Consider the following 20,309-nt stretch of genomic DNA (forward strand, 5'->3'; position numbering starts at 1 on the left):
CGATATTCGGGGGGCGCTCGATTTGTCACAGCGACCCGCATCGCAGCCGAGATCCAACGGCGACGCATGGTCGTCTTCGGTATACTTCGGGTTGCTCCGGTGGGGCCGCCCCTCATCGGGAACGGTGCGGGCGTCCGGCCATCCGCCCCTGCGATGCCCACGCTCGAGGAGGGTGTCCCGCCGTGATCGGAGACCGGACCGATCCCCGGCACGGGATCCAAGATGCGTCTCTCGGTTCTTGAGCTGCGTCGGCCCGAAATCCGGCATCTCCCTTTCGGACCGATGCCTAGCGGTCGGTCCGCTGGGCGAAGGCGGCGAAGCGGTCGCGCCAATCCGGGTGCCAGCGCGACAGGGCCGGACGGTTCTCGATGATGTCGCCCGCCGCCCAGGCGATGCGCCGCTCGTCCTGCGCGCGGGTGGTCTCGTTGTCGGGGCAGAGGATGTAAAAGTCGCCCGCCTCCAGGCGCTCCAGCATGAACGCCACGGTCTCCTCCGGCGTCCAGGCGCCCTCGGGCTTCTCCGTCATGCCGCGGGCCTTGGCCAGCCCGGTATAGACGAAGCCGGGGATGAACAGATGCGCGCTGACCGGGGCGCCGCTCTCGCGCAGCTCGTGCGCCAGCGCCTCGGTGGCGGCCTTCACGCCGGCTTTGGACACGTTGTAGGGCGCATTGCCCGGCGGCGTGGTGATGCCCTGCTTCGAGCCGGTGACGATGACCGCGCCCGGCTCCCTGCCCGCGACGAGGCGGGGCGCGAAGGCGCGGATGCCGTGGATCACGCCCCACAGGTTGGTGTCGAGGATGCGCCGCCACGTCGCCGCGTCGGAGAAGAGGCGCCCGCCCGCCTCGATGCCGGCATTCAGCATCACGATGGCGGGTGGCCCGTCCTGCGAGGCCGCCTCGGCCAGGGCCTCCATGGCGGCGCCGTCGCCGACATCGGTCGGCACCGCCCGCACCGTGGCACCCGTTGCGGCGAGATCGGCCGCGGCGCGCTCCAGGGCCTCGCCGGGCAAGTCGGCGAGGACGACCCGCAGGCCGCGCGCCGCGAAGGCCTGTGCGGCGGCCAGCCCGATCCCGCTCGCCGCCCCGGTGACGATGGCGGTTCGCCCTGGCTCGAACGGGGAGGCGGGATTCGCGGGGGCCGGCTCTGCCATGAGGCGTGTCCTTCTCGGATTGCGGGTGATCGGGCACGGCAGGCGCCCGCCCCGGATGCGTAACTCTCAACCGCCATCGTCGTGAAAGCGCTGCCGCGGCAGAGTTGGCCAGCCCTGCGATCCATCATCGCGGATCCCCCGCGACGTCCTCCGGATCGTCGTGCAGGCGAACGGGACACGAGTTCGCGGATCTGGGCGATGCCGGGCGTCCCTCGCGGCGTCGCGGCGCGGCCCGAGCCGTGTGCTCCGGGTCTTATGCTCCGGGTCTTGGGCTCACGATCCGCGGATGACCGGGAGGTCGCTCCGGATGATCGCGTTTCCGGCCATGCGTCGGACCGAGGCGATGACCCGGCACGAGGTCTCGGACGCGCCACCGCTCTCGGCCTGCATCTCGAGCTCGATCAGGCGGCGGAAGATCTCCTCCTCCCGACGGGCGGGCGAGAGGGGCATCTTCTCGGCCAGGAGGCCGACCATCGCGTGGATGAAGCGGCACCGCAGCGGGGGCACTTCGACGGTCATACAAGGCGACTCCACGGGGCATGCGTCCCACATCATCCTTCGTGCGGAAGGGGGGCGCCGTAACAAGGATCAACGCCGGAGCCGATTCCGAAGCGTTGGCAGGGGGCTAGAGCATCGGCCCGAAAGGTGGGAGCCGGCTTTCGGAAAAAGCCGATGCATCACAATAACCTAGAGCATCGTGCCGGATCCGATATCCGACACGATGCTCTAGCGCGGCATGCCGGTGTTCGAGCCCGCTGGTCCGGTCGTCTCGGTGGGCGCGCGGGCCGGCGGCGCTGTGGCGGTCGTGTCCCGTCCGCCATGGCTCATGTCCTGCGCGCCGGCGCCGGTCCCGGTCGCCGCGCCCGATCCGACTTGTCCGCCGGGCGGGCGATGTCCGGCACCGCCGCCACCCTGCATCGCCGCGTCCGAGCCGCTCGGGGAAGGTCCGCCCCCGACGCCCGAGCCCGTCGCGCCGGGCGAATGCAACCCGGTCGAGCCTCCCACCCCGCCGCTGCCGCTCGACGACGAGCTGCCCCCGATCGGCGCCGCGCCGCTGCCGCTTCCCGATACGGAGTCGCCCTGAGCCCATCCGATCCCGGTGGATGCGACGAGGGCGGCGGTCACGGCTACGACGAGGGGGAAACGGATCATGTCTGCCCAACCGGATGGGCCGGATCGCGTTCCGGGCTCGTGGGGCCGTGCTGGTATCCCGGGACCGTCGCCACCCGCGTCGGGCCTCGCTGTCCCCCCCCCTCGTCTTCCTGGAGCCGGACGCAAGAGTACGCTCGGGATCTCTCGCGTCCGGCCTCTCGGCCTCCGCTTCAGCGTCCGCCGCCCGATCCGGACGACGAGGTTCCACCCTCGCCCTTGAAGCCCGCCGCATTGGGCGAGCCCTGCATCCGCCCGTCCTTCTGCGTGCTCTCCTGCCCCGGCGCGTGGCTCGATGCGCCCGGCCCCGTCGATCCCGTGGTATCCTTCTTGTCGAACCCGGCGGCATTCGGTGAGCCCTGCATCCGGCCCTCGCCCTTCCCCGAGCTGTCGCCGGCCCACGCGGCAGTTCCCGTCGACAGCACAAGGGCTGCCATGAACAGGGTGGTCTTTCGCATCACTCTCTCCCGAAGCGTGTCCACGCCGCCGTCTTCGAGCGGCTTCGCGGTAACCTGAGACGGACGGATGATGTTCGGCGGGGTCGGTTCGCTCTGCTCCGAGGGCCGCTCACGAAACGAGCGTTTTCGAAGGAGGTGAGGCCGAGTTTTTCCGTGGGATCGACGCTGCCTCGTTCGAGGTCGAGAGCGCGCTGCGTCGCGATGACAGGGGGCGACAATCCATTCGCGCGCAAGACTTGCATGGTAGGGCCCGCTCTGTCGGGGGGCTGACGATGCTGGGCCTGCTTCGTAATCTCCGAACCTATTTCGTGTGCCGATTGGTTCGTCACGACGTGGCCGCCGCCGACAAGGCGCAGGCCAGGGGAGACGTGCAGCAGGCCGCCCGGCGCCTCGCCAGGGCCGATGTCCGGCTCAAGAAGGCATGCGGCTTGACCGGCTGGTCCGTCGATCCGGGCGCGTGAGGCGCGTGTCTGCCGAGGCGGGTTCTTGCGTCGGCACGGAGCACGCCGCACCGTCCGTTTCGCCCTGAGGGACACGCCCACGTAGGGGATGTCCGCTCGATCCGCCCCCGGTTCCCTTCATCCCACCGCGATGTCGATCGGGTGGGCGACCTGCCTCAGGAGGATGACGGCAGGAGGCTGAGCGCGAACCCGGCCAAGACCGCCGTGCCCATCGCCGCCAGCTTGATGGCCGAGAGAACGATGGCCTCCGGTCCCTGTGCTGCCCGCCGGTTGTCGTTGGCGGTCTGGCGGCTGGGGCCACGGGATCGGAAATGGACCTCAGGGAGCCCGCGCCGAGCGCCGCCCTTCCCCGCTCGGCTCGCACCGCGCCCGACGCACATGGTCCGTCCTCCGGGCTGGCCGCTCAGAAGTGCCGCCCGAGAGACAAAGCGCAGCGAGGCAAGAGGCTCCCGCACAAAACCGCGGAACCCTGTCATCGCGCTTCAACGATCCTGGATTGGGCACGACATCAGCCTCACGGCCCGCTTGCGCCGCCTATCTGTACGACCGTCGGTCGCCTCGAGTGCTGATGTTCCCAGAAGCTTTTACCAAGCAATGGCTTGGAAGTGTATGGCGCGCCCGAAAGGATTCGAACCTCTGACCCCCAGATTCGTAGTCTGGTGCTCTATCCAGCTGAGCTACGGGCGCCCTTATGTTGTCGTGCCGTCCTTGATGGACGGTTCTCGTCTTGCTTGGTCGGAGTGGCAGGATTTGAACCTGCGACCCCCACGTCCCGAACGTGGTGCGCTACCAGACTGCGCTACACTCCGAAGCCGCCCCGAGGGGCGACGAGCGGGCTTATAGACGGCACTTTCCGGGGTCGCAAGCGGATCGTCGCTGTTCGGCGATTCTTTTCGCATGACGGTTCGGCGGAGGCCGGGTCGGAGCCGCCTCCGCGCCACGCATCGCCTCCCGTGCGACGTCGGTCGCGGAAACCGGCACGGGCGGAGGTGAGGCGAGTCCGCGCAGGGCTTCACGCGGGTTTCGGAGAACCCAACAGCCGGGTCGCGGGTTAGGGGACACAATCACAACAGGGACGATGTTCGCCATGCGGATCACCACACGGATTGCCATGCCCGCGCTCGCCGCCGCGCTCATTCTCGGTTCGGCCGGCGGTGCCTGGGCGCAGGGCGCCACCGCGCCGGGTACGCCCGCACCGGGCACGACCGCGACCGACAGCATGCGGAGCCCGCACGGGGCAGGGCATGGCGGGGCGGGGGTCGGCCGGACCGGCCAAGTGCCGGCCGGAAATCCCAGCCAGGACACGACCGGCGCCATCGGCCACCCGAAGAGCAACAACAGCAACGGCGCCACCAGCGCCCCGGCCGCGCGCTGAGACGTCGAAGACCTTCGAGGGTGACGGAGATGCGGCGGGTCTGCGACAGCGGGCCCGCCGCATCGATGTCTGCGGTCAGCGGATCTCGGCGATCTCGAACTCGTGGTCGTTCACGGTGACCGTGTCGCCCACGCTCTTGCCGGTCAGCGCACGGGCCAGCGGGGCGACGTAGGAGATCGTGCCGGCATGGGGGTCGGCCTCGTCCTCGCCGACGATGCGAAAGGTCTGGCGGCTGTCATCCTCGCGCAGGACCGTCACGGTCGAGCCGAAGCGCACCGCGTCGCCGTCCGTCTTCTCGTCCACGAGTTGGGCGGAGTTCTTGCGCAGGCTCCAGTAGCGCAGATCGCGCGAGACCCGGGTATGGGCCACCTTGTCCTCCGGGGAGAGACCGGACAGTTCGGCCTCCAGCCGCGCCACCTCGGCCTCGATCCGGGCGAGGCCCTCCGGGGTGACGAAATTGGGGTGCGGGGAGATCGGCCGGTCGGGCAGGTCCTCGAAGGCCTCGCCCCCTTCCGGCTCACGGACGAATGCTCTGCTCATGGGCGCGGCAATGCACGGGGTGGGCGGAGAGTTCCGCCCAGCTTTTCATTTCGGGAAGTCACACGAGGTCCTCGGTCCAAGCTTCGATAGTCAAGCTTTCATCACCGAGCACCCGTTGCCAAGCCCTTACAGTCAAGCTCTCACGAGCAAGTCCTCACGCCACCGCCACGACCGTTCTGCCGCGCACTTGGCCCTCCAGCAGGGCCTCGGCCCGGCCGCCCGCCGCATCGAGCGGCACGGTCGTGGTCATCCCGTCGAGGAGCGAGAGATCGAGATCGCGGGCGAGCCGCGTCCAGGCGGCGCGGCGCGGCGCCAGGGGCGTCGTCACGCTGTTGATCCCGAGGAGCGAGACCCCCCGCAGGATGAACGGCGCGACCGAGGAGGGCAGGTCCATGCCGCCGGCATTGCCGCAGGCGGCGATGGCCCCTCCCCCCTTGGTCATCGCCAGGGCGTTGGCCAGCACCTTGCCGCCGACGGCATCGATGCCCGCCGCCCAGCGCTCCTTGGCGAGCGGGCGCGGCTCGCCGCTGAGTGCCTCCCGGTCCAGGATCTCCGCCGCACCGAGATGCGTGAGATAATCGGCCTCGTCGCTCCGGCCGGTCGCGGCGATCACGTGCCACCCCGCCCGCTTCAGCAGCGCGACCGCCACCGAGCCGACGCCGCCGGCGGCGCCCGTCACCAGGGCCGGGCCGGAGGCCGGGGTGAGGCCGTGCCGCTCCAGGGCCAGCACGGACAGCATCGCGGTGTAGCCGGCGGTGCCGATCGCCATGGCCTGGGCCGGCGACAGGCCCTCGGGCAACGGCACCAGCCAGTCGCCCCGCACCCGGGCCACCTCGGAGAGGCCGCCGAGATGGGTCTCGCCGACACCCCAGCCGGTCAGAACGACGGCGTCACCCGGCTTGTAGTCCGGGTGCTCGGAAGTCTCGACGGTGCCGGCGAAGTCGATCCCGGGAATCATGGGAAAGCGGCGCACCACCGGCATCCGCCCGGTCATGGCGAGCCCGTCCTTGTAGTTCAGGCCCGAATGGGAGACCCGGACGGTGACGTCGCCGTCCATCAATTCGGACCGCTCGACGTCGCGCAGGGCCAGCGTCTGGCCGCTTTCCGCCTTCTCGATCACCCAGGCTTTGAACGCCGCCATGCTCCGCTCCCCCGATTGCCTTCGGGGAAGGGAGCGGCGGCGGGGGACGCTGTCAAGGCTGTCCCCGATGAGCGTGCGGACGAGGCCGTACGATCAGTAGCCGTCGTAGATGCTGCCGCGGGAGAAGCCGAGACCGACCGAGATGTCGGTGGCGGAGGCTCCCGCGAGGCCGAAGGCGTCGGGGATCGAGCCGACGCCCAGGGGACCGTAGCCGGGGCGAGGTCCGTAGGCCGGGGCGGCGGCCGGGACCCAGGCGGATCGGGCCGGCTGCACGAGCACCTGACGCTGCGTCGTGGCGTAGACCGGGGGCAGGGTCTCCGGAATCACCTCGGCGGGGCGCACGAGCACCCGGCGGGTCTGCACGGCGTAGCGCGGCGGGGTCGTCACCCAGCAGCCGACGAGCTGACCATAGGCATCGATGCGCGTCTCCCAGCGGCGCCCGCCGGGGGCGACCAGCACGCGTTCCGAGACGGTGTCGTAGACCGGGGGCGTCGAGCGGTAGACCGTCCGCGCGGGCTGAACCAGCACCTGATCGGACACGGTGTCGTAGACCGGCGGCGTGGTGACGCGGCGGTAGCACTCGGCGCTGGCGCAGCCGCCGCCGGCCTGGGCGGGGGCGATCGCCGACAGAGTGACGAGGGATCCGACGAGGAGAGCGGGGAGACGGGCAGGAAAGCGGGAGTGAGCGGCCATGACGAAGTCCTCGGCGAACGCGATACGTGAGGTGTCGAGCGCCGCCGCCGATCCGGCGCACGCTCCTCTCGACGCCAGAAGTGCGGCCAAGGTTGCGTCGGGAACAAGCGCGATTGTCGAAGACAGTAAAATTAACCAACGACTTAGACTACGCAGACCTTTCGGCTTTCCCTCGACTTGGTGGAAGTCCGCAGGCGCGGCGGTCGAGATCGGGGCCGGCGCGTTCGGGCATTGCGGATGCGCTCCTTGCGCGCACCGGCTGCGGCATCGCCGCAGGACGGTGCGTCGAGGCAGCCCGGATCTTGTCCTGGGCGCGCCCGGTTCCCCGCGAGAACGAGACGCCCCGCCCTCCCCGCCGGACCGGCATGAGGTTGCGGAGCAGGTTTGCCCGGAACCGCGCTTGTCAGCCTATCGGCCAGGGTCTAGAGCGCTTGGCCGACCGGGCGGCGGCGGCGCCTGGGGCGCGGACACCGTCCCGCGGAAGGCAGCCGGCCCGGAGCGGGCGGCGCCCGACGCGGCGCGGGAGAGGATTGCAGGACCGAACGGCCCATGACCTACGTCGTCACCGACAACTGCATTAAGTGCAAGTACATGGACTGCGTCGAGGTGTGCCCCGTGGATTGCTTCTACGAGGGCGAGAACATGCTCGTCATCCATCCCGATGAATGCATCGATTGCGGCGTGTGCGAACCGGAATGTCCCGCCGAGGCGATCAAGCCGGACACCGAGGGCGACCTCGAATCCTGGCTGAAGCTCAATGCCGACTACGCCAAGTCTTGGCCGAACATCACCCAGAAGAAGGACGCGCCCGCCGACGCCAAGCAGTGGGACGGCGTGGCCGACAAGTTCGCGGCACATTTCTCGGCCAATCCCGGATCCGGCGACTGACCCGCCCGCCGGCCTCCCGCGCGAGGCTGGCCGGACGACCCGGCCGCGGGGCTCCGCGCCCCGCCCTCATTCCCTGCGGATATGTGCCTGAAGCGCCGGCAATCCTTTGATTCGCCGGCCATTCGTGCTATAGGAACGGTCGCCGTCGCTCACGCCCGATGCGCTTCCTCCGTTACCGCCCTGGCGGGTTCCATCTTCCTGGAAACGAGGTTGGCTGCGATCGACCGCCGGAAGCATCTCGCTCCCGGCGCGCTCTTTCGTGCGGTGTAAGCAGCGCGCGACCAGTGCCCGGGAACCGGCAGGCCTTCGGATCGGGCCTGTCGGGCGAGGCGTGCGCCGGGTGTCCCACCCCGGAAGCGACGAGCGCGCGGGCGGCAGACCCGCGTGGATGACAGTGGAGGCTCATTCCGCATGACCACAGCCAAGAAGACGACGGCTGGCCGCCAAGGCTTCAAGACCGGCGAGGCGGTCGTGTATCCGGCGCATGGCGTCGGGCGGATCACCGCGATCGAGGAGCAGGAGATCGCCGGCTACAAGCTCGAACTGTTCGTCGTCTCTTTCGAGAAGGACAAGATGGTCCTGCGCGTGCCCACCGCGAAGGCCAACAGCGTCGGTATGCGTAAGCTCGCCGAGCCCGAGCTTGTCAAGAAGGCCCTCGACGTGCTGACCGGCCGCGCCCGCGTCAAGCGGACGATGTGGTCGCGCCGCGCCCAGGAATACGAAGCCAAGATCAATTCCGGTGACCTCATCTCCGTCACCGAAGTCGTGCGCGATCTCTACCGTTCCGAAGCCCAGCCCGAGCAATCCTACAGCGAGCGTCAGCTCTACGAGGCGGCTCTCGACCGCGTCGTGCGCGAGATCTCGTCGGTGAACAAGATCACCGAGACCGAGGCGCTCAAGCTGATCGAGCAGAGCCTCGCCAAGTCGCCGCGCCGTGCCAAGGCCGATGCGGATGCCGAGGCCGAGGGCGACGAGGGTGATGTGGAGGAGGCCGCCTGAGGGCGCCGCCGGGCGGAAAACGCCCGGCCCACGATTCGCTCGTGTGATCGAGGGGGCCCGGCGCAAGCCGGGCCCTTTTTTCATGCGCGTTCCGCATGCCTCTTGAAGTTCTTGTGATCGGTTCCACGCGCTCGCCGGGAACCACCCCGGCGGTACTTCGTTGTGCCTGGGCCACGAATGGCCCGACCCGGGTTGCGTTCGCGTCCGCAGCTGCGGGCTTTGTCGCGAACGAGAATCATCCCGCGGTCCGATCAAGAACGCTATCCAAGAACGCTCACGAGAGAGGCGGGCATGGCAGAGATCGCGGGGATGCGGCGTCAGTTCGTTCGAACAGCGATGGAGGCGCCGTTCCTTGCGCGGGAAGAAGAGCGTGGGCTCGCCGTAGCCTGGAAGGAGGCCCGCGACGAGCGCGCCCTCCACCGGCTGATCTCCGCGCATATGCGCCTCGTAATCGCGCTTGCCGGCCGCTTCCGCCATTACGGTCTGCCGATGGCCGATCTCGTCCAGGAAGGCCATGTCGGCCTCATGGAGGCCGCTGCCCGCTTCGAGCCGGAGCGGGACGTGCGCTTCTCGACCTACGCCACGTGGTGGATCCGTGCCTCGATCCAGGATTACATCCTGCGCAACTGGTCGATCGTGCGCGGCGGGACGAGTTCGGCGCAGAAGGCGCTGTTCTTCAACCTTCGCCGCCTGCGCGCCCGGCTGATGCAATCCACCGAGGAGCAGGTCGGCTCCGAGATTCACAGCCGCATCGCCACCGCTATCGGCGTGTCGCGTGAGGATGTGGCCCTGATGGACGCCCGATTGTCGGGCCCCGACATGTCGCTGAACGCCCCCGTCGGCGAGGATAGCGACGCCTCTTCCGAGCGTATGGACTTCCTCGTGGACGGCGCCGCCCTGCCCGACGAGACCGTCTCGGCCCGCGTCGACGGCGAGCGCCGCCTGATCTGGCTGCGTCAGGCCCTCACGGTGTTGTCGGAGCGCGAGCTTCGTATCCTGCGCGAGCGTCGCCTCGCCGAGGATCAGGCGACCCTCGAAGCGCTCGGCCACCGGCTCGGCATCTCGAAGGAACGCGTCCGTCAGATCGAGAACCGCGCCCTTGAGAAGCTGCGTCGGGCGCTGGCCGAGAAGTTTCCGCAGGCTCCGAGCAGCGTCTACGCCTGAGCCGGACTTCGTCGCTTCATCGAGAGGGCTGCATCCCGCGGGTGCAGCCCTTTGTCGTGGTTCGATCGGACCGTTCGGGCCGAAGGACCGCGTCAGGTCGTCATGACGTTCTCGACAGGGCGGGCGCGCCCGGCGGCGGGATGGTTCGAATCGCGCGAGGCACTGGCCAGCACCGCGGCGAGCCGCTTGGTCGCGAAGTCGATGAAGCTGCGGGATTTGGCCGGCAGCAATCGTGAGGTGGTGACGAAATAGACCGGTGTCGCCGGCAGGGTCCAATCGGGCAGGACCCGCCGCAGGCGGCCACCCGCCAGATCGTCATCGACGTTGATGACGTTGGCGGTGGTGATGCCCTGACCGGCGACGGCGAAGCGGCGGGCGAGGCTCGGTGAATTGCAGGAGATCGGCCCACCGACGGTGATCGCCACCGTCTCGCCGCTGCGGCTCAACGACCAGAGGGCGCTGGTGCCCTGCGTCGGCACGATGACCTGATGACGTTCCAGATCGATCGGCGTCGTCGGCTCGCCCCGCTCCGCGAGATAGCTGGGCGCGGCGAACATCCCGTTCTCCACTTCCGCGACCTTGCGCACGATCAACGAGGTTTCGCGCGGCTCTTCGATCGCGACGGCGAGATCGTAATTGTCGCCGACGAGGTCGACCGGAGCGGGTTTGAGATCGACGTGGACGTGGATGTGCTCGTGCCGCCTGGAGAATTCCGTGATCACCCCGGAGAGATGGCGCAGCACCCAGAAATCCGGCGGCGCGGCGATCTTCAGGAACCCGCTCGGTCCCTTGGCCACCGCCGTCATGTCGTCGAAGGTTCGCTGTGCCTCATCGACGAGCCGCGAGATCTGGGCGAGATAGGCCTCGCCGTAGGATGTCAGCGCCAGTTTTCGGGTGGTCCGATCGAGGAGGCGCAGGCCCACCGCCGACTCGAACATGGTGATGCGCCGCGACAGCGACGAAATCGGCATGCCGAGGGCCGCCGCCGCCTGACTGAAGCTCTTACGACGCGCAACCTCGACGAAGAGCGCCATGTCGCGCAGCAGTTGAGGTTGCGACATTGTTCCGCGGCCCGCCTACACAATACGTGAGGTTGCGCTGAGCCCTATGCCCAATAGCTTACGCAAGCCCCTTCGCATCTAGCATAATGGCTTAAGCCATATCCGACCATTGACGGTTCGGCTGGAAAAATCGTTTCGTATTTTGGAATAATTCGAACGCGTCCTCCGGTTGCACTGCAGCATCGGCATCGGACCCGTGACGGACGGCTCGGGCCCGCTCGCAAGAGGACCCCTCGACCGGAGGATTGCGACGTGCGCCGCTCCATCGATGACGGAGTCTCAGGTCCCCGTTGCGTAGTTCTCCATGACGATCGGCTGACGCCTTCCGACCGATGCTCCGGATCATCTCGATCGAGCGGTTTGCCGGAACCGGCTCCGACGTCGCCAGCGGGCGGAACCGGATTGCTCGTCCCCCGGCGACCACGCGACATCTCCCGTCGCGCCCTGCCCGATCGATGCGGTGCCCTTCGAGGCTGCCTGCGCCGTCAGGTGAACAGGCTCGACACGCTCGATTCCGTTGCCGTTCGTCCGATCGCCTCGCCGAGCAGCGGCGCGATCGAGATCACCCGGATGTTGCGAGCGAGCTTGACGGCCTGGGTCGGAAGGATCGAGTCGGTGATGACGAGTTCCTTCATCCGCGAGGCGGCGATGCGCGAGACCGCGCCGCCCGAGAGCACCCCGTGGGTGATGTAGGCCGACACGTCCTTGGCGCCTGCATTCAGCAGGGCTTCGGCCGCGTTCACGAGGGTGCCGCCGGAATCGACGATATCGTCGACCAGGATGCAGGACTGGCCCTCCACGTCACCGATGATGTTCATCACCTCCGACTCGCCAGCGCGCTCGCGGCGCTTGTCGACGATCGCCAGCGAGGCATCGATCCGCTTGGCGAGGGCGCGGGCGCGCACCACGCCGCCGACATCCGGCGAGACCACCATGCGCTGGCCCGGTGCCAGCCGTTCCTTGATGTCGCGCACCATCACGGGCGCGGCGAACAGGTTGTCGGTGGGGATGTCGAAGAAGCCCTGGATCTGGCCCGCATGGAGATCGAGGGTGAGCACCCGGTCGGCGCCGGCCTCGGTGATCAGGTTGCAGACGAGCTTGGCCGAGATCGGCGTGCGGCCCGACGTGCGCCGGTCCTGCCGGGCATAGCCGAAATAGGGGATCACCGCCGTGATGCGCCGCGCGGAGGAGCGCCGCGCCGCGTCGATCATGATGAGCAGTTCCATCAGGTGATCGTTGGCCGGGAACGAGGTCGACTGGACGATGAACACGTCCTCGCCGCGCACGTTCTCCTGCAGCTCGACGAAGATCTCCATGTCGGCGAAGCGCCGGACCATGCAGCTCGCGAGCGGCAATTCGAGGTAAGCGGCGATTGCCTCCGCGAGGGGGCGGCTCGCATTGCCAGCGATGATCTTGATCGACGACGTCATGCCGGGCGTCTCTCGGCTCTCTCACTCGTGGGACGCGCATGACGACGGGCGTCCGAGACCACGCCGCAATCCGGTCGCGCGGGCTCATAACAGCGGGGCCGCGCCGTCACAATGGTTTCACAGCGCCGGAGCGATGGCGCTGTGGTTCGTTCGTCGACCCGAGATGTCGGCGGTCGCGTCCGCGGGCGCCCCGCTCCGCGAGACGCTGGGACAAGAGTCGAGGCGCGCTGCGCGGGGCGCTCACCGCATCCGGCCCTACGACGGCAGGACGAGCGCTTTGCCCATTCGGGCAGACCCTTCACGGCTCGAGCAGGCGGTGCAGGTGGACGATGAAGTAGCGGGTCTGGGCGCTGTCGACGGTGGCCTGTGCCTTGGCCCGCCATGCGGTCTGGGCGGAGGCGTAATCGGGGAAGATACCGACCACGTCGAGACCCTTCAGGTCGCGGAAGCGCACGCCCGAGACATCCTCCAGTTCGCCGCCGAACACGAGGTGGAGCTTCTGATCCGAATCGATCGTCGTGGTCACGCGCCTCTCCTGCCGCAGGGCTCGCTTCCCGGAAGGCACGAGCCGTGCCGCGTCGGTCGCAGAGGCGGAGGGACGGGTCAAGCCGCCCGCGCGATGGGAGGGGGTTGCATCCCGGCAGGTGGGATGCCCTCCTCCGTTCGGCCCCGGGGAGGTCGGGAATGCTTCACGCCGCATCCGACGATGCCCTTGCCTGGACGGTCGAGGAGGCCTGTCTCAACGCGTGGCCCTCGCCGCGGCAGGTCCTGATCGGCGGCTATCTGCTTCGGGCCTCGGGTGGGACGGCGCGGCGCGCAAATTCGGTGAACCCCCTGCGCGGCGCTCGGGCCGATCCGGAGGCGGTGATCGCGGCCGGCGAGGCGACCTATGCCGCACTTGGGCGATCCGCCCTGTTCCGGGTGCCGGAGATCGCTCCCGATCTCGACGCAGCCCTGACGCGGCGGGGCTACGGCGCCTTCGGCCGCTCGCTGACCCTCTTCGCCGACCTTCCAGCCCGGTCGGACGAGACCGATCCGGCGGTGGCGCTGACCCCCTCCCCGGATACGGAATGGCTCGGTGCCCGCGCGGCCCTCAACCGGGCGGATGCCACGGCGAGTGCGGTCTACGAAGGCATGATCCGGACGATCCTGCTGCCCAAGGCCTTCGCGGCGATCCGGCAGGACGGCGCCGTCGCCGCCATGGCCTACGGCGTGCTCGACCGATCCCTCCTGGTGATCGAATCGGTGGGTACCGTGGAGGGGCTGCGCGGGCAGGGCCTCGCCCGCCGCGTCGTCGCGGCGCTGATGCGGTGGGGCCGCGCCCACGATGCCGAGGCGGCCTGCCTGCAGGTGGTGGCCGACAACGACCCCGCCCGCCGGCTCTATGCCGGTCTCGGTTTCGACCGCGAACTCTTCGCCTACCATTACCGGCGCCGCGAGCCGGACTGACGAGGACCGGAGTGCCGGGCGCCGAACGGTCACGTTGACCTTCTGCGCGGCAGGGGCCGAATGGGCTTGCCCCAACCCGGAGCGCCACAGGATGGTTCGCGCGTTCGTTGCCGCCGCCGCAATCGGTCTCGCCCTCGGCCCGGCGAGCCCCGCCGCCGCGTGCAGCGGCCCGACCCAGGCCGATCTCGACGCCTGCACAGCGGCCGACTTCAAGCGCGCCGATACGGCCATGAATGCGGCCTATGCCAAGCTGCTGAAGGGCATCGGCCCGAAGGCGCAGCAGGGGCTGAAGGAGGCGCAGCGCGCCTGGCTGCTCTATCGCGACCGCAGCTGCGATCTGGAAGCCTCCGGAGCCGAGGGCGGGTCGGCCCAGCCGATGGTGCGCGCGGGCTGCCTCGCCGCTCTGACCGGGGATCGGACCCGGCGGCTGAACGGCTACCTGTCCTGTCAGGAGGGGGATCTGTCCTGTGTCGGGCGCTTGACCGAGTGAGGCCCGATCCGGCCCGGTTCGGCGCTCCCTCCCCCGCCGCGGCCGGCTCCGCGACCCGGCCGGTCGTCGCGGTCGGCCTCGTGGCGCTCGCCGTCGCCATGGGGATCGGTCGCTTCGCCTTCACACCGCTGATGCCGCTGATGATCCGCGACGGCAGCCTGAGCGCGGTGTCCGGCGCGGAATGGGCGGCGGCCAATTATGTCGGCTACCTCGTCGGCGCGCTGACCGCGTCGCGCTTCGCCGACGATCCACGGCGCGGGCTCCGGCTCGGCCTGCTCGGCGTCGCACTGACCACCCTCGCGATGGCGGGCCTCGGCTCCGTCCCGAATCCCCGTCTCACCATCCTTGCCGGGGCCGGGCTGCGCGCGGCCGCGGGCGTGTTCAGCGCTTGGGCGCTGGTCTGCGCCAGCGGTTGGTGCCTCGCCCAACTCGCCCGCCGACGGGCCGAGGGGATGGGCGCCTGGATCTATACCGGGGTCGGCCTCGGCATCGCCCTCGCCGGCATCCTGGCTTGGCTCGGCGGGCGCCAATCGGCGGATCGGCTCTGGCTCGAACTCGGGATGATCGCGGCGGCCGGCGCGCTGCTCGTGCGGGGACTGTCCCGGGGCCTGAGCGGGAACGAAGGGCCGCCGCGGGTCTCCGTCGCCTCGGTGGGGCGCCGCAGCGGGCAGGGCGGCCCGGTGTTCTGCTACGGCGCCTTCGGCTTCGGCTACATCGTGCCGGCGACGTTCCTGCCGGCGATGGCCCGGGATCTCGCCCCCGATCCGCTGGTGTTCGGGCTGGCTTGGCCGCTGTTCGGCCTCGCCGCCGCCCTGTCGGTGGCGGGGGCGGCCCGCTGGCTCGCCCGGGCGCCGCGCCGCCGCGTCTGGGCGGCGGCGCAAGGACTCATGGCGCTCGGGACCGCCCTGCCCCTGTTCGTCCACGCCCTCTGGGCCGTCGCCGCGGCGGCGATCCTCGTGGGCGGCACCTTCATGGTGGCGACCATGGCCGGCCTGCAATGGGCGCGCGAGGCCCAGCCCGAGGATCCGACGTCGCTCCTCGCCCGGATGACCGCCGCCTTCGCCGCCGGCCAGATCGCCGGTCCGCTCCTGGTGCGCGCCCTCGGTCTCCTCGACATCGCCGACGCGGCCGCCCTCGCCTGGACCGGGGCGGCGGCGACGGTGGTTCTGGTAGGGACGGCTTTTCAGTTGTGGCGCGAGGCCTGAGCGGCGCCTCGCCCCCTTCCTCCCACCTGATCCCCCTCATCCCGAGGTGCTGCGAAGCGGCCTCGGAGCAGGACTCCAGCGGATCGCGCGCGAGCTGGACCCCTCCTTCGGAGCTCCGCGAAGCGGAGTCTTAGGATGAGGGGGAGGGGTCGGCCGATGCAGCCCGATCCTGTCAGAACAGCGAGCCCTGCCGCGCGGCGGTCACGGGCCCGGCGGCCTCCGCCTTCGGCGGCGCCTCGGGCGCCGGCTTGCGGGCGGCGCGCTTCGGGCGCGGCGGGGTCGGCGGCGCGGAGCCCTCCGGCACGGCGGTGATCGCACCGTCGGCGAATTGCAGCTGGAGCCGGGCGGTGTTCGCCGCGGCGTCCGCCGAGCGCACCGGCAGGCCGGCCTCGTCGCGCACCAGCGCGTAGCCGCGCGCCAGCACCGCCTTGTAGCTCAGCGCTCCGAGCATCCGGTCCAGCGCCCCGAGCCGGTCGCGCCGGCGCTCCACCGCGCGCAGGACGGCGGTACGCGGGCGATGGTCGATGCCGGCCAGCCGCGTGCGGGCCTCGGCCAGGGCGATGACCGGCGAGCGGCGCGTCAGCCGGTCGGCGAGCCGCGACAGCCGCTCGCGGGAATCGCGGGCATTGGCGGCGAGCGCCGGCCGCAACCGTGCCTCGGCGAGGTCGAGGCGCTGGCGCTTGCCCGCGAGGAAGGTGTCGGCATTGGGAATGGCCCGCACCAGCGCGCGGAAATCCGAGCGCTCGCGTTCGATCCGCCGCAGGACGGTGCCGGCCTGCCGGGCGCCGAGATCGTGGATCTGCGCGAGCAATTCGGTGCGGACCGGCACCGCCATCTCGGCCGCGCCCGTCGGCGTCGGCGCGCGGCGGTCGGAGGCGAAGTCGATCAGCGTCGTGTCGGTCTCGTGGCCGACCGCCGAGATCAGCGGGATCGTGCTCTCGGCGGCGGCCCGTACCACCGCCTCCTCGTTGAAGGCCCACAGATCCTCGATCGAGCCGCCGCCGCGGGCGACGATCAGCACGTCGGGCCGCGGGATCGCTCCGTGGGGGGACAGCGCGTTGAAGCCGCGGATCGCTGCCGCGATCTCAGGGGCCGCCCCCTCCCCCTGCACCCGGACCGGCCAGACCAGGACGGGACGCGGGAACCGGTCGGCGAGGCGGTGGAGGATGTCGCGGATCACCGCGCCGGTGGGTGAGGTCACGACCCCGATCACGCCCGGCAGGAAGGGAATCGGCCGCTTGCGCTCGGCCGCGAACAGCCCTTCCGCCGCGAGCTGACGCTTGCGCTCCTCCAGCAGGGCCATCCAGGCGCCGATTCCGGCCGGCTCCATCGAGTCGACGACGATCTGATAGGAGGATTTGCCGGCAAAGGTCGTGATCTTGCCGGTGGCGATGACCTCCAAGCCCTCCTTCGGCTTCTGCCTCAGCCGTCCGAGCACGCCCTTCCACACCACTGCGTCGATCTTGGCGGTGCCGTCCTTGAGGGAGAAATAGGCGTGGCCCGAGCCGTGCGGGCCGCGATAGCCCGAGATCTCGCCCCGCAGTCGCACATGCCCGAAGGAATCCTCCAGGGTGCGCTTCAGGGCGGCGGCGAGGTCGCCGACCGACCATTCGGGGGCGTTGGCGTTCAGGAGCGCCGCAGGCGCCGCTTCCCCCGGCGGCGGAGGCGGCGGCACGGCGGCGGGGCGCGGCGGGGGCACGAGCGGCATGGCCCGAACGCTACGGGAGCGGGCCGGGGTGGGTAAAGGGCGCGGCGGCCACAGATTGGGGAGGGATTTCGGAAAACCGCGACTGCGCCGTCGCGCAGGCTGGCCGGATCGTGCGGCCACGCGGTCAGGTCTCAAGCGCCCGGCATCGGATGCCGTGGCGAGCCCTTCAAGCCAGTTTGGCCGGCGTCAGATGAGTTGGGTCAGGATCAGGGCCGCCGTCAGCGTCGGCGCCGCCACGATCGCCACGGCCCAGGGCCAAGCCGGAACGGCGCGGGGGCGGCGGTTGTCGTTGGCGACGCGCGGAAGCGCGCGGCGCGTCACCACGTAATGCGACAGCCGCACGGCCGTCGGCCTGGACGAGGCGGGGTGCGCGGGGCTGGTCGAGTGGCGGCAGAGGGGCATGGCTTGCTTTAACGAGCGAGCGGGCGCCGCGTTCCGCCTCCCGCGTGCGGGCCTGCGCGAAATCGGCGGGGCGGGACTGCGGAGGCCGGCGCGGCGGCCCACGATATCGTCCGGGAGCCCTTCCCCCGGCCCGCGATTTTTGGGAAGGGGTGGGGCCATGAGCCAGAATTCTCTCAACATCCTGCTCGTCGGCGCCGGCGGGCGCGAGCACGCCCTGGCCTGGGCCATCGCCAAATCGCCCCTGTGCGAGACCCTGTTCGTCGCCCCCGGCAATCCCGGGACGGCCCGGCACGGCGAGAACCGCCCGGATCTCGCGATCTCCGACCATCCGGCGGTCGTGGCCTTCTGCAAGACCCACGCGATCGGACTCGTCGTGGTCGGACCGGAGGCGCCGCTGGTGGCGGGGCTGGTGGACGACCTCCAGGCCGCCGGAATCCCCGCCTTCGGACCGACGCGAGCCGCCGCGCAGCTCGAAGGCTCCAAGGGTTTCACCAAGGATCTGTGCGCCGAGCGCTCCATTCCCACCGCCGCCTTCGCGCGCTTCACCGAATGCGAGCCGGCCCTGGCCTATCTGCGCGAGCAGGGCGCGCCGATCGTCGTCAAGGCCGACGGCCTCGCCGCCGGCAAGGGCGTGACGGTGGCCGAGACGCTGGAGCAGGCCGAGGACGCCGTGCGGGCGATCCTCGACGGGGCCGAGGGCGGGGCGCTCGTCATCGAGGAATGCCTGTTCGGCGAGGAGGCGAGCTTCTTCGCGCTCTGCGACGGAAGCCGGGCGATCCCGCTCGGGACGGCGCAGGACCACAAGCGCGTCCATGACGGCGACCGCGGGCCCAATACCGGCGGCATGGGCGCCTATTCCCCCGCGGCGATCGTCACGCCGGAGATCGAGCGCACGGTGATGGAGACGATCATCGCCCCGACGCTGCGCGGCATGACGGACCGCGGCACGCCGTTCTCCGGCATCCTCTATGCCGGGCTGATGCTGACGGAAGCGGGCCCGAAGCTCATCGAGTACAACACCCGCTTCGGCGATCCCGAGGCGCAGGTGCTGATGCCGCGCCTCACCGGTGACCTCGTGCCGGCGCTGCTCGCCGCCGCCAAGGGCGACCTCTCGGGGGTGACGATCGGCTTCGATCCGGCCCGCGCGGCGCTCACCGTGGTCATGGCGGCCGAGGGCTATCCCGGCCCGGTCACCCGCGGCTCCGAGATCCGGGGCGTCGAGGCGGCGGAGGCCGAGGGCGGCGCCATCGTGTTCCAGGCCGGCACCCGCCGCGACGGTGACCGGCTGCTTGCCGATGGCGGGCGCGTGCTGGCGGTGACAGCGCTCGGCGCCAGCGTCGGGCAGGCGCAGGCCCGTGCCTACGCGGCCCTCGACCGGATCGATTGGCCGGAAGGGTTCTGCCGTCGCGATATCGGCGGGCGGGCGGTGGCGCGGGAAGCGGGCCAGGAGCGCGCGGTCCGGTCGGCCTCCGATTGATGGACCCGTTCGACCTCGCCTTCGCCGCCGCCCGCGAGGCGGCGGATCTGGGCGAGGTGCCGGTGGGGGCGGCCATCCTGCGCGACGGCGCGGTGCTCGCGGTGGCCGGCAACCGCCCCCGTGCGCTGCACGATCCGACGGCGCATGCCGAGATCTTGGCGATCCGGGCCGCCTGCATCGCGATTCAGGACGAGCGGCTGACGGGCTGCGACCTCTACGTGACGCTGGAGCCCTGCCCGATGTGCGCGGGCGCGATCTCGTTCGCCCGCATCCGGCGGCTCTACTACGCCGCGCGCGACCCGAAGGGCGGCGGGGTCGAACACGGCCCGAGGGTGTTCAACCAGCCCACCTGCCATCACGCCCCGGAGGTCTATTCGGGCTTCCGCGAGAGCGAGGCGGCGGCCCTGCTGCGCGGCTTCTTCGCCGGGCGTCGGGCCTGATTCGCCATCCGGCCGGACCGTTGCGCCCAGGCCCCTCCCCGCGTGGAAGGCTGACATCCGGACCGGCCGCCAAGAGGGCGTCCACGCGCGTCCGTCACTCCCTCCCACGGCCATCCGTTTGCGCCGCTTCGGCAAGGCCGGAAACGGGCTCCGGCATCCGGCATGGCTGCGATGCAACCGATGCGGCGTGACCAAGGGCCGCTCTAGATCGTTGTTTTGTCGAGCTTTTCGTTTCCGTGTCGGGGTTTTCTTCCGGCGCCCCATGCCTTACGTATGATAAATGCCTCGCCTCGTGAGCTACACGATCAGCGACCGGGAGGACGGGCGGTTCGACGTGATCGCGACCATTGAGCCCGACAAGGTTTTCCGACGCGACGGCTTCGCCACGTTGGCGGAGGCCGAAGACTGGGTGGATGGCTTGCGCGTGCTCATGGCCGCGCTCGGCGCTCCCGTCGTTCAGAAAACGTCCCCGGATATAGCTGTCCCGCAGACACCGGTCCGCGCCCCTCGGCGCGCCGGTTGACGCCGGCTCGGCTGTCGAGCCGGGCTCGCTCCCTTGAAGGACGGCCGGCGCGTGACCTCGGTCCTGCCGCCTTGGCCTTGCCGACACCTGCCGGTTCGGTGAACCC

Annotated in this window: 24 protein-coding genes and 2 tRNA genes; 11 read left to right on the forward strand and 15 right to left on the reverse strand. The window is 70.4% G+C overall.

Annotated elements, in window-relative coordinates; genetic code table 11:
* Window positions 1-286 precede the first annotated feature (286 nt).
* The 4 genes from MFF26_RS06150 to MFF26_RS06165 all read right to left on the reverse strand — a co-directional run bounded on the left by MFF26_RS06150 (window position 287) and on the right by MFF26_RS06165 (window position 2,757).
* Window positions 287-1,150 carry an SDR family NAD(P)-dependent oxidoreductase gene (locus MFF26_RS06150; protein WP_137831106.1) on the reverse strand — a complete coding sequence of 288 codons (864 nt, stop codon included), beginning with the start codon at window positions 1,148-1,150 and terminating at the stop codon, window positions 287-289.
* Window positions 1,151-1,423: 273 nt separating this feature from the next.
* Window positions 1,424-1,669 (reverse strand): hypothetical protein, encoded by a 246-nt coding sequence (locus MFF26_RS06155; RefSeq protein WP_137831105.1) that lies wholly within the window; start codon window positions 1,667-1,669, stop codon window positions 1,424-1,426.
* 207 nt (window positions 1,670-1,876) lie between these two features.
* Window positions 1,877-2,302, reverse strand: a complete 426-nt coding sequence (locus MFF26_RS06160; protein ID WP_137831104.1) for a hypothetical protein — start codon at window positions 2,300-2,302, stop codon at window positions 1,877-1,879.
* A gap of 170 nt (window positions 2,303-2,472) precedes the next feature.
* Window positions 2,473-2,757, reverse strand: coding sequence for a hypothetical protein (locus MFF26_RS06165; protein WP_238307757.1), 285 nt, complete (start codon window positions 2,755-2,757; stop codon window positions 2,473-2,475).
* 272 nt (window positions 2,758-3,029) lie between these two features.
* On the opposite strand from MFF26_RS06165, the gene MFF26_RS06170 reads away from it, so the two are divergent.
* The gene (locus MFF26_RS06170) at window positions 3,030-3,218 is read left to right on the forward strand and encodes a hypothetical protein (protein WP_171015558.1); all 189 of its coding nucleotides are present in this window, start codon (window positions 3,030-3,032) and stop codon (window positions 3,216-3,218) included.
* Window positions 3,219-3,373: 155 nt separating this feature from the next.
* On the opposite strand, the gene MFF26_RS06175 is transcribed toward MFF26_RS06170, so the two are convergent.
* The 3 genes from MFF26_RS06175 to MFF26_RS06185 form a co-directional block, all read right to left on the reverse strand.
* Window positions 3,374-3,598, reverse strand: a complete 225-nt coding sequence (locus MFF26_RS06175) for a hypothetical protein (RefSeq protein ID WP_137831103.1) — start codon at window positions 3,596-3,598, stop codon at window positions 3,374-3,376.
* Window positions 3,599-3,828: 230 nt separating this feature from the next.
* Window positions 3,829-3,905 (reverse strand) — tRNA-Arg (locus MFF26_RS06180).
* A 45-nt stretch (window positions 3,906-3,950) separates the two neighbouring features.
* A tRNA-Pro gene (locus tag MFF26_RS06185) sits at window positions 3,951-4,027 on the reverse strand.
* A 278-nt stretch (window positions 4,028-4,305) separates the two neighbouring features.
* Between MFF26_RS06185 and MFF26_RS06190 the strand changes: the two genes are divergently transcribed.
* On the forward strand, window positions 4,306-4,593 hold the full coding sequence (locus MFF26_RS06190; protein WP_137831102.1) for a hypothetical protein: 288 nt from the start codon (window positions 4,306-4,308) through the stop codon (window positions 4,591-4,593).
* A gap of 75 nt (window positions 4,594-4,668) precedes the next feature.
* On the opposite strand, the gene greA is transcribed toward MFF26_RS06190, so the two are convergent.
* From greA to MFF26_RS06205, 3 genes are all read right to left on the reverse strand, one after another.
* Window positions 4,669-5,133 (reverse strand): transcription elongation factor GreA, encoded by a 465-nt coding sequence (greA, locus tag MFF26_RS06195; protein WP_137831101.1) that lies wholly within the window; start codon window positions 5,131-5,133, stop codon window positions 4,669-4,671.
* Between the two features lie 154 nt (window positions 5,134-5,287).
* Window positions 5,288-6,274, reverse strand: a complete 987-nt coding sequence (acuI, locus tag MFF26_RS06200; protein ID WP_137831100.1) for an acrylyl-CoA reductase (NADPH) — start codon at window positions 6,272-6,274, stop codon at window positions 5,288-5,290.
* 93 nt (window positions 6,275-6,367) lie between these two features.
* Window positions 6,368-6,967, reverse strand: a complete 600-nt coding sequence (locus MFF26_RS06205) for a hypothetical protein (protein ID WP_137831099.1) — start codon at window positions 6,965-6,967, stop codon at window positions 6,368-6,370.
* Between the two features lie 549 nt (window positions 6,968-7,516).
* Here MFF26_RS06205 and fdxA point away from each other — a divergent pair.
* The 3 genes from fdxA (at window position 7,517) to MFF26_RS06220 (ending at window position 10,018) form a co-directional block, all read left to right on the forward strand.
* Complete coding sequence (fdxA, locus tag MFF26_RS06210; RefSeq protein ID WP_137831098.1) at window positions 7,517-7,855, forward strand: ferredoxin FdxA; 339 nt, start codon at window positions 7,517-7,519, stop codon at window positions 7,853-7,855.
* A gap of 411 nt (window positions 7,856-8,266) precedes the next feature.
* The gene (locus MFF26_RS06215; protein WP_137831097.1) at window positions 8,267-8,854 is read left to right on the forward strand and encodes a CarD family transcriptional regulator; all 588 of its coding nucleotides are present in this window, start codon (window positions 8,267-8,269) and stop codon (window positions 8,852-8,854) included.
* Window positions 8,855-9,145: 291 nt separating this feature from the next.
* The gene (locus tag MFF26_RS06220) at window positions 9,146-10,018 is read left to right on the forward strand and encodes an RNA polymerase factor sigma-32 (protein WP_137831096.1); all 873 of its coding nucleotides are present in this window, start codon (window positions 9,146-9,148) and stop codon (window positions 10,016-10,018) included.
* A gap of 92 nt (window positions 10,019-10,110) precedes the next feature.
* Here MFF26_RS06220 and MFF26_RS06225 read toward each other — a convergent pair whose 3' ends face one another.
* The 3 genes from MFF26_RS06225 to MFF26_RS06235 form a co-directional block, all read right to left on the reverse strand.
* Window positions 10,111-11,079 carry a LysR family transcriptional regulator gene (locus MFF26_RS06225; protein ID WP_137831095.1) on the reverse strand — a complete coding sequence of 323 codons (969 nt, stop codon included), beginning with the start codon at window positions 11,077-11,079 and terminating at the stop codon, window positions 10,111-10,113.
* Between the two features lie 485 nt (window positions 11,080-11,564).
* On the reverse strand, window positions 11,565-12,509 hold the full coding sequence (locus tag MFF26_RS06230; RefSeq protein WP_056237262.1) for a ribose-phosphate pyrophosphokinase: 945 nt from the start codon (window positions 12,507-12,509) through the stop codon (window positions 11,565-11,567).
* Window positions 12,510-12,807: 298 nt separating this feature from the next.
* Window positions 12,808-13,035 carry a DUF4170 domain-containing protein gene (locus MFF26_RS06235; RefSeq protein ID WP_137831094.1) on the reverse strand — a complete coding sequence of 76 codons (228 nt, stop codon included), beginning with the start codon at window positions 13,033-13,035 and terminating at the stop codon, window positions 12,808-12,810.
* Window positions 13,036-13,193: 158 nt separating this feature from the next.
* On the opposite strand from MFF26_RS06235, the gene MFF26_RS06240 reads away from it, so the two are divergent.
* The 3 genes from MFF26_RS06240 to MFF26_RS06250 all read left to right on the forward strand — a co-directional run bounded on the left by MFF26_RS06240 (window position 13,194) and on the right by MFF26_RS06250 (window position 15,653).
* Complete coding sequence (locus MFF26_RS06240) at window positions 13,194-13,958, forward strand: GNAT family N-acetyltransferase (protein ID WP_137831093.1); 765 nt, start codon at window positions 13,194-13,196, stop codon at window positions 13,956-13,958.
* Window positions 13,959-14,049: 91 nt separating this feature from the next.
* Window positions 14,050-14,448 (forward strand): lysozyme inhibitor LprI family protein, encoded by a 399-nt coding sequence (locus MFF26_RS06245; protein ID WP_137831092.1) that lies wholly within the window; start codon window positions 14,050-14,052, stop codon window positions 14,446-14,448.
* On the forward strand, window positions 14,445-15,653 hold the full coding sequence (locus MFF26_RS06250) for a YbfB/YjiJ family MFS transporter (RefSeq protein ID WP_238307758.1): 1,209 nt from the start codon (window positions 14,445-14,447) through the stop codon (window positions 15,651-15,653). The genes MFF26_RS06245 and MFF26_RS06250 overlap by 4 nt, the downstream gene beginning before the upstream one ends.
* A 172-nt stretch (window positions 15,654-15,825) precedes the next feature.
* Here the strand turns inward: MFF26_RS06250 and xseA are convergent, their stop codons facing one another.
* Window positions 15,826-17,361: an exodeoxyribonuclease VII large subunit gene (gene xseA, locus MFF26_RS06255; RefSeq protein WP_137831091.1), complete on the reverse strand. Its 1,536-nt coding sequence runs from the start codon at window positions 17,359-17,361 to the stop codon at window positions 15,826-15,828.
* Window positions 17,362-17,547: 186 nt separating this feature from the next.
* Window positions 17,548-17,703 carry a hypothetical protein gene (locus tag MFF26_RS06260; protein WP_238307759.1) on the reverse strand — a complete coding sequence of 52 codons (156 nt, stop codon included), beginning with the start codon at window positions 17,701-17,703 and terminating at the stop codon, window positions 17,548-17,550.
* Between the two features lie 217 nt (window positions 17,704-17,920).
* Here MFF26_RS06260 and purD point away from each other — a divergent pair, with 217 nt between their 5' ends.
* The 3 genes from purD (at window position 17,921) to MFF26_RS06275 (ending at window position 20,203) form a co-directional block, all read left to right on the forward strand.
* Window positions 17,921-19,240: a phosphoribosylamine--glycine ligase gene (gene purD, locus MFF26_RS06265; protein ID WP_137831008.1), complete on the forward strand. Its 1,320-nt coding sequence runs from the start codon at window positions 17,921-17,923 to the stop codon at window positions 19,238-19,240.
* Window positions 19,237-19,680 carry a nucleoside deaminase gene (locus MFF26_RS06270; protein ID WP_137831009.1) on the forward strand — a complete coding sequence of 148 codons (444 nt, stop codon included), beginning with the start codon at window positions 19,237-19,239 and terminating at the stop codon, window positions 19,678-19,680. The genes purD and MFF26_RS06270 overlap by 4 nt, the downstream gene beginning before the upstream one ends.
* Before the next feature lie 292 nt (window positions 19,681-19,972).
* On the forward strand, window positions 19,973-20,203 hold the full coding sequence (locus MFF26_RS06275) for a hypothetical protein (protein ID WP_238307760.1): 231 nt from the start codon (window positions 19,973-19,975) through the stop codon (window positions 20,201-20,203).
* Window positions 20,204-20,309: the final 106 nt, after the last annotated feature.

It is taken from the genome of Methylorubrum suomiense (assembly GCF_022179765.1).
In the GTDB taxonomy this organism is placed as follows: Bacteria; Pseudomonadota; Alphaproteobacteria; order Rhizobiales; family Beijerinckiaceae; genus Methylobacterium; species Methylobacterium suomiense.

Bases quoted from the DNA above. Each gene is read 5' to 3' on its own strand.
- MFF26_RS06170 (WP_171015558.1), top strand. From the start codon at position 3,030: ATGCTGGGCCTGCTTCGTAATCTCCGAACCTATTTCGTGTGCCGATTG.
- MFF26_RS06165 (WP_238307757.1), bottom strand. From the start codon at position 2,757: ATGCGAAAGACCACCCTGTTCATGGCAGCCCTTGTGCTGTCGACGGGA.
- MFF26_RS06245 (WP_137831092.1), top strand. From the start codon at position 14,050: ATGGTTCGCGCGTTCGTTGCCGCCGCCGCAATCGGTCTCGCCCTCGGC.
- MFF26_RS06175 (WP_137831103.1), bottom strand. From the start codon at position 3,598: ATGTGCGTCGGGCGCGGTGCGAGCCGAGCGGGGAAGGGCGGCGCTCGG.
- MFF26_RS06225 (WP_137831095.1), bottom strand. From the start codon at position 11,079: ATGTCGCAACCTCAACTGCTGCGCGACATGGCGCTCTTCGTCGAGGTT.
- greA (WP_137831101.1), bottom strand. From the start codon at position 5,133: ATGAGCAGAGCATTCGTCCGTGAGCCGGAAGGGGGCGAGGCCTTCGAG.
- xseA (WP_137831091.1), bottom strand. From the start codon at position 17,361: ATGCCGCTCGTGCCCCCGCCGCGCCCCGCCGCCGTGCCGCCGCCTCCG.
- MFF26_RS06240 (WP_137831093.1), top strand. From the start codon at position 13,194: ATGCTTCACGCCGCATCCGACGATGCCCTTGCCTGGACGGTCGAGGAG.
- MFF26_RS06190 (WP_137831102.1), top strand. From the start codon at position 4,306: ATGCGGATCACCACACGGATTGCCATGCCCGCGCTCGCCGCCGCGCTC.
- MFF26_RS06230 (WP_056237262.1), bottom strand. From the start codon at position 12,509: ATGACGTCGTCGATCAAGATCATCGCTGGCAATGCGAGCCGCCCCCTC.
- MFF26_RS06155 (WP_137831105.1), bottom strand. From the start codon at position 1,669: ATGACCGTCGAAGTGCCCCCGCTGCGGTGCCGCTTCATCCACGCGATG.
- MFF26_RS06150 (WP_137831106.1), bottom strand. From the start codon at position 1,150: ATGGCAGAGCCGGCCCCCGCGAATCCCGCCTCCCCGTTCGAGCCAGGG.
- MFF26_RS06205 (WP_137831099.1), bottom strand. From the start codon at position 6,967: ATGGCCGCTCACTCCCGCTTTCCTGCCCGTCTCCCCGCTCTCCTCGTC.
- MFF26_RS06215 (WP_137831097.1), top strand. From the start codon at position 8,267: ATGACCACAGCCAAGAAGACGACGGCTGGCCGCCAAGGCTTCAAGACC.
- fdxA (WP_137831098.1), top strand. From the start codon at position 7,517: ATGACCTACGTCGTCACCGACAACTGCATTAAGTGCAAGTACATGGAC.
- MFF26_RS06220 (WP_137831096.1), top strand. From the start codon at position 9,146: ATGGCAGAGATCGCGGGGATGCGGCGTCAGTTCGTTCGAACAGCGATG.
- acuI (WP_137831100.1), bottom strand. From the start codon at position 6,274: ATGGCGGCGTTCAAAGCCTGGGTGATCGAGAAGGCGGAAAGCGGCCAG.
- purD (WP_137831008.1), top strand. From the start codon at position 17,921: ATGAGCCAGAATTCTCTCAACATCCTGCTCGTCGGCGCCGGCGGGCGC.
- MFF26_RS06160 (WP_137831104.1), bottom strand. From the start codon at position 2,302: ATGATCCGTTTCCCCCTCGTCGTAGCCGTGACCGCCGCCCTCGTCGCA.